Origin of the sequence: Acinetobacter sp. YH12046 (assembly GCF_013419905.1) — a bacterium.
Lineage (GTDB): Bacteria > Pseudomonadota > Gammaproteobacteria > Pseudomonadales > Moraxellaceae > Acinetobacter.
In genome coordinates, this window is the sequence record NZ_VOZF01000054.1 from 1 (window position 1) to 6,624 (window position 6,624).

Annotated in this window: 4 protein-coding genes and 1 pseudogene; 2 read left to right on the forward strand and 3 right to left on the reverse strand. The window is 43.4% G+C overall.

What is annotated here, in order from left to right:
• Positions 1 to 151 precede the first annotated feature (151 nt).
• The 3 genes from FTU03_RS15510 to FTU03_RS15520 all read right to left on the reverse strand — a co-directional run bounded on the left by FTU03_RS15510 (position 152) and on the right by FTU03_RS15520 (position 3,194).
• Positions 152 to 1,426 (reverse strand): glutaminase, encoded by a 1,275-nt coding sequence (locus FTU03_RS15510; protein WP_004783049.1) that lies wholly within the window; start codon positions 1,424 to 1,426, stop codon positions 152 to 154.
• A 266-nt stretch (positions 1,427 to 1,692) separates the two neighbouring features.
• Entirely contained in the window at positions 1,693 to 2,499 is an 807-nt protein-coding gene (locus FTU03_RS15515) for an SDR family oxidoreductase (protein ID WP_004783050.1), read from the reverse strand.
• On the reverse strand, positions 2,499 to 3,194 hold the full coding sequence (locus tag FTU03_RS15520; RefSeq protein WP_004783051.1) for a hypothetical protein: 696 nt from the start codon (positions 3,192 to 3,194) through the stop codon (positions 2,499 to 2,501). Before FTU03_RS15520 ends, FTU03_RS15515 begins: the two co-directional genes overlap by 1 nt.
• Positions 3,195 to 3,369: 175 nt before the next feature.
• Between FTU03_RS15520 and FTU03_RS15525 the strand changes: the two genes are divergently transcribed.
• The gene (locus FTU03_RS15525) at positions 3,370 to 6,264 is read left to right on the forward strand and encodes a valine--tRNA ligase (protein WP_179993451.1); all 2,895 of its coding nucleotides are present in this window, start codon (positions 3,370 to 3,372) and stop codon (positions 6,262 to 6,264) included.
• Between the two features lie 275 nt (positions 6,265 to 6,539).
• Positions 6,540 to 6,624, forward strand: a pseudogene (locus FTU03_RS15530) (IS5/IS1182 family transposase); the annotation flags it as partial.

Sequence of the window (6,624 nt, forward strand, 5' to 3'; positions counted from 1 at the left end):
AGTTGTATGAGGGATAAGGGCAAATTGTAGGTTTTATCTCAGGTTCAAATTTAAGATTTTAGCAGCACTCCAAACTCTACAATTTGCGTATAGTGGTAGCTAATCACTATATCAATCAAGATACAAGCAGCACTGCTGCGCAAGGGAGAGGTTATTCATACTTTTCCAAAAACTTCTCCAACTCCTCCGTCACCACCACCCTTTTTCTACCCTTCAACTGATCTTTATCCAGCAAACCTTCTGAGTCTACAACCAATACTTTATGCCCATCCTGTTTTAAACGATCCACGCCTTCAAACAGCATTCGGGCACCGACATCATGCATGAGAGTGAGATTGGTTAAATCGAGAATAATGGTACTTTTACCTTCCGGTTCATCCTGCAAGATTCGTAGCAGCATTTCAGACTCGGTAAATTGCAACACGCCACGCAGTTCATACACCACGACGTTATTCTTTTTCCCCACTGTGTAACGACTTTGCAGAATGGTCTGTGCTGACGGCGTACCTTCCATGAGATGCAGTCCCATATCGTGCGACAGATTTTCAAAGATTCTGACACCACGCACACTGTTACCATGCTCATCAATCTTTGGTGAAAATACTGCAATCCCCACTTGCCCTGGCAGTACTCCAATAATGCCACCTGCCACGCCACTCTTGGCTGGAATACCGACTGTAGTCAACCAGTCACCTGCAGCATCGTACATACCGCAGGTCAGCATGACACTGAGCAATTGCCGGACTAAAGCCCGATCCAGCATACGTTTCCCTGTCTTGGGATGCACACCACCATTGGCCAATATACTGGTGATCACGGCTAGATCTTTGACGGTGACCTTAATTGCGCACTGCTTAATATAGCCATGCACGATTTCTTTAGGATCTTCGTCTAGCACACCAACAGTACGCAGCATGTAACCAATCGACATGTTACGAAAAGCTGTTTTAATTTCCGAATTATAAACTTGCTCATCAAAAGACAATTCCCGTCCTGCCAGTCCACTAAGAAAACGGCGTAACTGTTCAGCACGTGATACCGTTTTCTTGGCAGGAATCAGGGAATGTGTAGTAATCGCGCCAGAATTAATCATCGGGTTTTTGGGAATATTGCGTTCTTTTTCCAACGAAATCTGGTTAAAGGCCTCTCCCGAAGGTTCCACACCTACTTTTTCCAGTACCTGTTTTAGCCCTAGCTCCTTGATTGCCAGCGCATAGGCAAAAGGCTTGGAAAGAGACTGCATGGTAAATTCAACGTCATCATCCCCGGCAGAATAGATGGTTCCATCTACGGTCGATAGCGCAAGTCCGAGCTTGTCAGGATTAACCGACGCGAGTTCAGGAATGTAATCTGCCAGCGCGCCTTTTTTATTGTCATGGCAAGCAGAAAGCACATGATTCAAATAATCCGGTACCGGCGTTTTCATGGCAAATGTTCCCATCTCAATCTTTTATATCATTTTTATTAAAACTGAATACTGACGGCGGTTTTGCTACTTTTATGCAGTTTTATGTTGTGAAAATGGGATATGGACAAAAGGGATAGTAAAAATAGATGACTTAATTGGATAAGATAAGAAATCTTAAAAAAAAGAAATAAAAAAGATGAGCACATTATTTTCAGATTACAGGTCTATTTCTATGGAGCAATAAACCTGTAACCGATGACAACCAGCTTGATCTTGCAAGCAGATTATTTCACCTTAGTTTTGCGAATCATCTTATACAACACCTTTGGCGATAGACGTGAAACTAAAACACCCAGTTTTTCTTTAGAGCCACCCACCACAATATATTCTTCACCACGTTTCAACGCTTCTACAGTCTGACGGGCAAAATCAGCCGGCTCCAGACCGTTTTCAATTGCTTCATCCTGCTTGGCCTGAGGTTTACCTTCCCCATTTAAGGCATTAAAAGACACATTGGTTTTAATAAAGCCCGGGAAAATCACGGATACCTGAATACCCTGATCTGCCATTTCAGCACGCAGGCTGTTGGCCCACATATGAATCGCGCCTTTGGCTGCTGAATAAGACGCCCGATATTGAGTTCCAAGTAGACCGGCCACACTGGAAATAAAGACAATCCGGCCAGATTTCTGTTTTAAAAACGTTGGTAAAACTGTTTTGGTAAAAAACACCTGAGAGAAATAATCGACTTCCATAATGGCGCGTTCAGTCTGCATGGTGGTTTCCTGAATCAGGGCACGCTGGCTGAGTCCGGCATTATTGATCAGCCAGTCAATGCGGCCTTTCTCACTCAGCACCTGTTCATAAGCCGTGCGTACCTGACTTTCATCAGTAATATCAGCTACGACTGAGATGTGCTGATCAGGATTTACCAGTCCTGAACGGACTTTTTCCAGTTCTTCCAAACGTCGCGCGGTCAATACTATCTGTGCACCTTGTGCAGCACATTCTTCAGCCAGTGCCTTACCAATTCCTGAAGATGCTCCGGTAATCCAGACTACTTTTCCCTGTAAATTTTCTAGTTTTGCCATTAAATCCTGTCACCTTCTTTATATGAATATGTTCCTGGCGGTATTTCATCTTCCAGAAATGCCAACAACTGCTCAAAATAATAACTCATGGTATCCGCATCATAGAGGCTACCAAGTTTATCAAAACGTTTATAACCCAGTTGTGTAGTCAGGTGAATCACACCATTCAATGTTTTATCGACTACCACATTAAATTTCAGCATCTTTTTCGGTTCACGCACCAGATGCGTCACACCCTGATCCACTACCTGAATAAAAGCTTTCAATGCTGGTGATACATACTGATTATTGCCACCTTTCATTTGCTCCACACAGCCCAGCAGTTCCGTGATCAGCATGCGTTCTACCGGATAGCGAACAAAATATCCGTCCTCATTTTCATGGGTCATTTTGTACAGATAGTTCACCATAGGAATCAGTCGGTCATTACCAAAAAACGAAACTGACCATGGCATATATTTGCGAGTCGTTTCTAAAATCTGTTGAATGACTTTTTCAGATTCCTGATCTGGGGAGCTTGAGAGCTGCACCACACGGCCAAAAATCTGGTCAATAATTTCACAGGCAATATCGGCCAGATTTTCACCGAGCAGTTTGGCCAGGCTTTCCTGCTCACCGGCATTAAATCGGGAATGCAGGTCTTTAAAGCGTTGATGGGTATCGGGGTGAATCTTGAGAGAAATGCTATAGCTCATCTTGTTATCCTTTTTTTAATCGTCTGCGATGAGTCGCGTTTTTATCAATCTATCATACGTTGAGTTCAGGCAACTGCCAATTGGCGAAAGTTTGCTTTTGGTTAAGCTGCCGCATGCCTTGATTTTTTTGCTACAATAGATGCAATTTTTTATCCACTTTTGATCTGTTTAGACTATGACTGATTCAGCGCAAAATATTGCTACGACCTACGATCCGACCGAGATCGAGAAAAAATGGTACCAAACCTGGGAAGAGCGCGGTTACTTCAAGCCGTCTCAAAAAGGTGAATCATTCTGTATCATGATTCCGCCGCCAAACGTCACTGGTAGCTTGCACATGGGTCATGGTTTTAACAATGCCATCATGGATGCCTTGACTCGTTATAACCGTATGTCAGGCAAAAATACCTTATGGCAGCCAGGTACTGACCATGCGGGGATCGCAACTCAGATGGTTGTTGAGCGTCAGTTAGGTGCTCAAGGCGTAAGTCGTCATGATTTGGGGCGTGAGAAGTTCATCGAAAAAGTCTGGGAATGGAAAGAACAGTCTGGCGGTAACATTACCCGTCAAATCCGTCGTTTGGGTTCTTCAGTAGACTGGTCACGTGAACGCTTCACCATGGATGAAGGTTTATCCAACGCGGTTAAAGAAGTATTCGTGAAACTGCATGAAGAAGGCCTGATTTACCGCGGCAAACGTCTGGTGAACTGGGACCCTAAACTGCAAACCGCCCTGTCTGACCTTGAAGTAGAATCTGATAAAGAAGAACAAAGCTCATTGTGGCACTTCAAATATTTCTTTGAAGATAAATCGCTTCGCACTCAAGATGGCAAAGACCATATTGTCGTTGCAACCACTCGTCCAGAAACATTACTCGGTGATACTGCGGTTGCGGTCAACCCTGAAGATGAGCGTTATGCACATCTTGTCGGTAAAAATATCGTTTTGCCTATTACTGGCCGTACCGTTGCCATTGTTGCTGACGAATATGTAGAAAAAGAATTCGGTACAGGCTGTGTGAAAATTACGCCTGCGCACGACTTCAATGACTATGAAGTGGGTAAACGCTGTGGTCTGGCACTAATCAACATCTTCAACAAAAATGCTGAAGTTCTGGCTGAGTTTGAGTACATTGCGAAAGCCGGCGAACAGATTTCTAAAACCATCCCTGCACCAGCAGACTACATTGGTTTAGAACGTTTTGAAGCACGTAAGAAACTGGTTGAGCAAGCGGAAGCTGAAGGCTGGTTAGATCAAATCCAACCTTATACCCTGAAACCACCGCGCGGTGACCGTTCAGGCGTGATCGTTGAGCCACTTCTAACAGACCAATGGTATGTGAAAATTGCGCCACTGGCTGAACCTGCTATTGAAGCGGTTAAAGATGGCCGCATCAAGTTCGTTCCTGAGCAGTACAGCAACATGTACATGTCATGGATGAACAACATTCAGGACTGGTGTATCTCGCGTCAATTGTGGTGGGGTCACCGTATTCCGGCTTGGTACGATGCTGAAGGCAATGTATTTGTAGGTCGCAATGAAGAAGAAGTTCGTGCGAAACACGGTATTGCACCTGAAGTTGAATTGAAACAGGACGAAGATGTACTGGATACCTGGTTCTCTTCTGGTTTGTGGACATTCTCAACATTAGGCTGGACTGGCGACGAAGCGAAAGATAAAGAAAACTATTTCTTGAATACTTTCCACCCGACTGATGTTCTTGTCACTGGTTTCGACATCATTTTCTTCTGGGTTGCCCGGATGATCATGATGACCATGCACTTCATGAAAAATGAAGATGGCACACCACAAGTACCATTCAAAACTGTGTATGTACATGGTCTGGTACGTGATGGCGAAGGTCAGAAAATGTCTAAATCTAAGGGTAACGTACTTGATCCATTAGACCTGATTGATGGTGTTGATCTGGAAACCTTGGTACAAAAACGTACTTTCGGTCTGATGAACCCTAAACAGGCAGCGAAGATTGAAAAATCAACCCGTAAAGAATTCCCAGAAGGTATTCAGGCTTACGGTACTGACGCGGTTCGTTTCACATTCTGTGCACTTGCCAACACTGGCCGTGACATCAAGTTCGACATGAAACGTGTTGAAGGTTACCGTAACTTCGCCAACAAAATCTGGAACGGTACACGTTTCGTGATGATGAACGTGGAAGGTCAAACCGTTGGTCAAACTGCACGTCCTGATCTGTGGGAATTGCCTGAACAATGGATCGTAAGCCGTCTGCAAAAAGCAGAACAAGCGGTTCAGCAAGCATTCGCGACTTACCGTCTTGATCTTGCTGCTCAAGCGATCTACGAATTTATCTGGAATGAATACTGTGACTGGTATGTCGAGCTGACCAAACCGGTTCTGAATGATGAAAACGTATCTGAAGAGCGTAAAGCTGAAGTTCGTCGCGTATTATTGGCTGTGATGGAAGCGTCTTTACGTCTTGCTCACCCAATCATGCCGTATCTGACTGAAGAAATCTGGCAAACGCTTGCGCCTAAACTTGGTATCGCTGGCGAAACCATCATGCTGGCTCAGTACCCTGTTGCAGATGAAGCGAAGATCAACGAACAGGCTGAAGCAGACATGCAATGGCTACAAGGTTTGATCGGTGCGGTACGTAATATCCGTGGTGAGATGGGTCTAGGTAATGCACGTTTATTACCTGTACTTTTACAGAACACCACTGAAGCAGAAAAAGCACAAATTTCTCGTATTGAGCCGTTGTTTAAAGCATTGGCGAAAGTTGAGAGCATTACCTTCTTGGCGGATGGTGAACAACCACCATTGTCTTCTTCTTCTGTAGTCGGCCATGTGTCTGTATTTGTTCCAATGAAGGGTTTAATTGACCCGAAAGCGGAATTGGGTCGTTTACAAAAAGACTTAGACAAGGTTCAAAAGCAGCATGACCAAATTGCAACTAAACTTAGCAATGAAGGTTTTGTGGCAAAAGCCCCTGCTGCTGTGGTTGAAGGCGAGAAAGTAAAACTTGCTGAGTTTGCTGATCAGTTAGCGAAGATTAAAGCGAATATGGAGCAAATTGCGGCGCTTTAATGTGTTGTTAGTTTGATCTAATTTGTAGTATAAAGGGCTGATTATTCAGCCCTTTATTATTTTTATGAATACTAAAAGCGAAAGTTGGTTAGTTAAAAAAATTAAATATTTTGAAAGTAATTACCATCATATTTACAAAAACTATGAAGCCCTATTTTTCTTTATTTTAAGTATCTTTTTTCTATCCGGTTTTACTCATCTAAAAGATAATATAATAAAATTGTGGTCATCATTAGACCTCTTGCGAAAGTAAAAACTGCCTCAATATAGATTTCATGAAATATCAGAAATTAAATCGTTTTTCAGATTCTGAATTCCAGCGCTTGGTTGGTGTACCTCGAGCAGTTTTTAGTGAAATGG

Bases quoted from the DNA above. Each gene is read 5' to 3' on its own strand.
- FTU03_RS15510 (WP_004783049.1), bottom strand. From the start codon at position 1,426: ATGAAAACGCCGGTACCGGATTATTTGAATCATGTGCTTTCTGCTTGC.
- FTU03_RS15520 (WP_004783051.1), bottom strand. From the start codon at position 3,194: ATGAGCTATAGCATTTCTCTCAAGATTCACCCCGATACCCATCAACGC.
- FTU03_RS15525 (WP_179993451.1), top strand. From the start codon at position 3,370: ATGACTGATTCAGCGCAAAATATTGCTACGACCTACGATCCGACCGAG.
- FTU03_RS15515 (WP_004783050.1), bottom strand. From the start codon at position 2,499: ATGGCAAAACTAGAAAATTTACAGGGAAAAGTAGTCTGGATTACCGGA.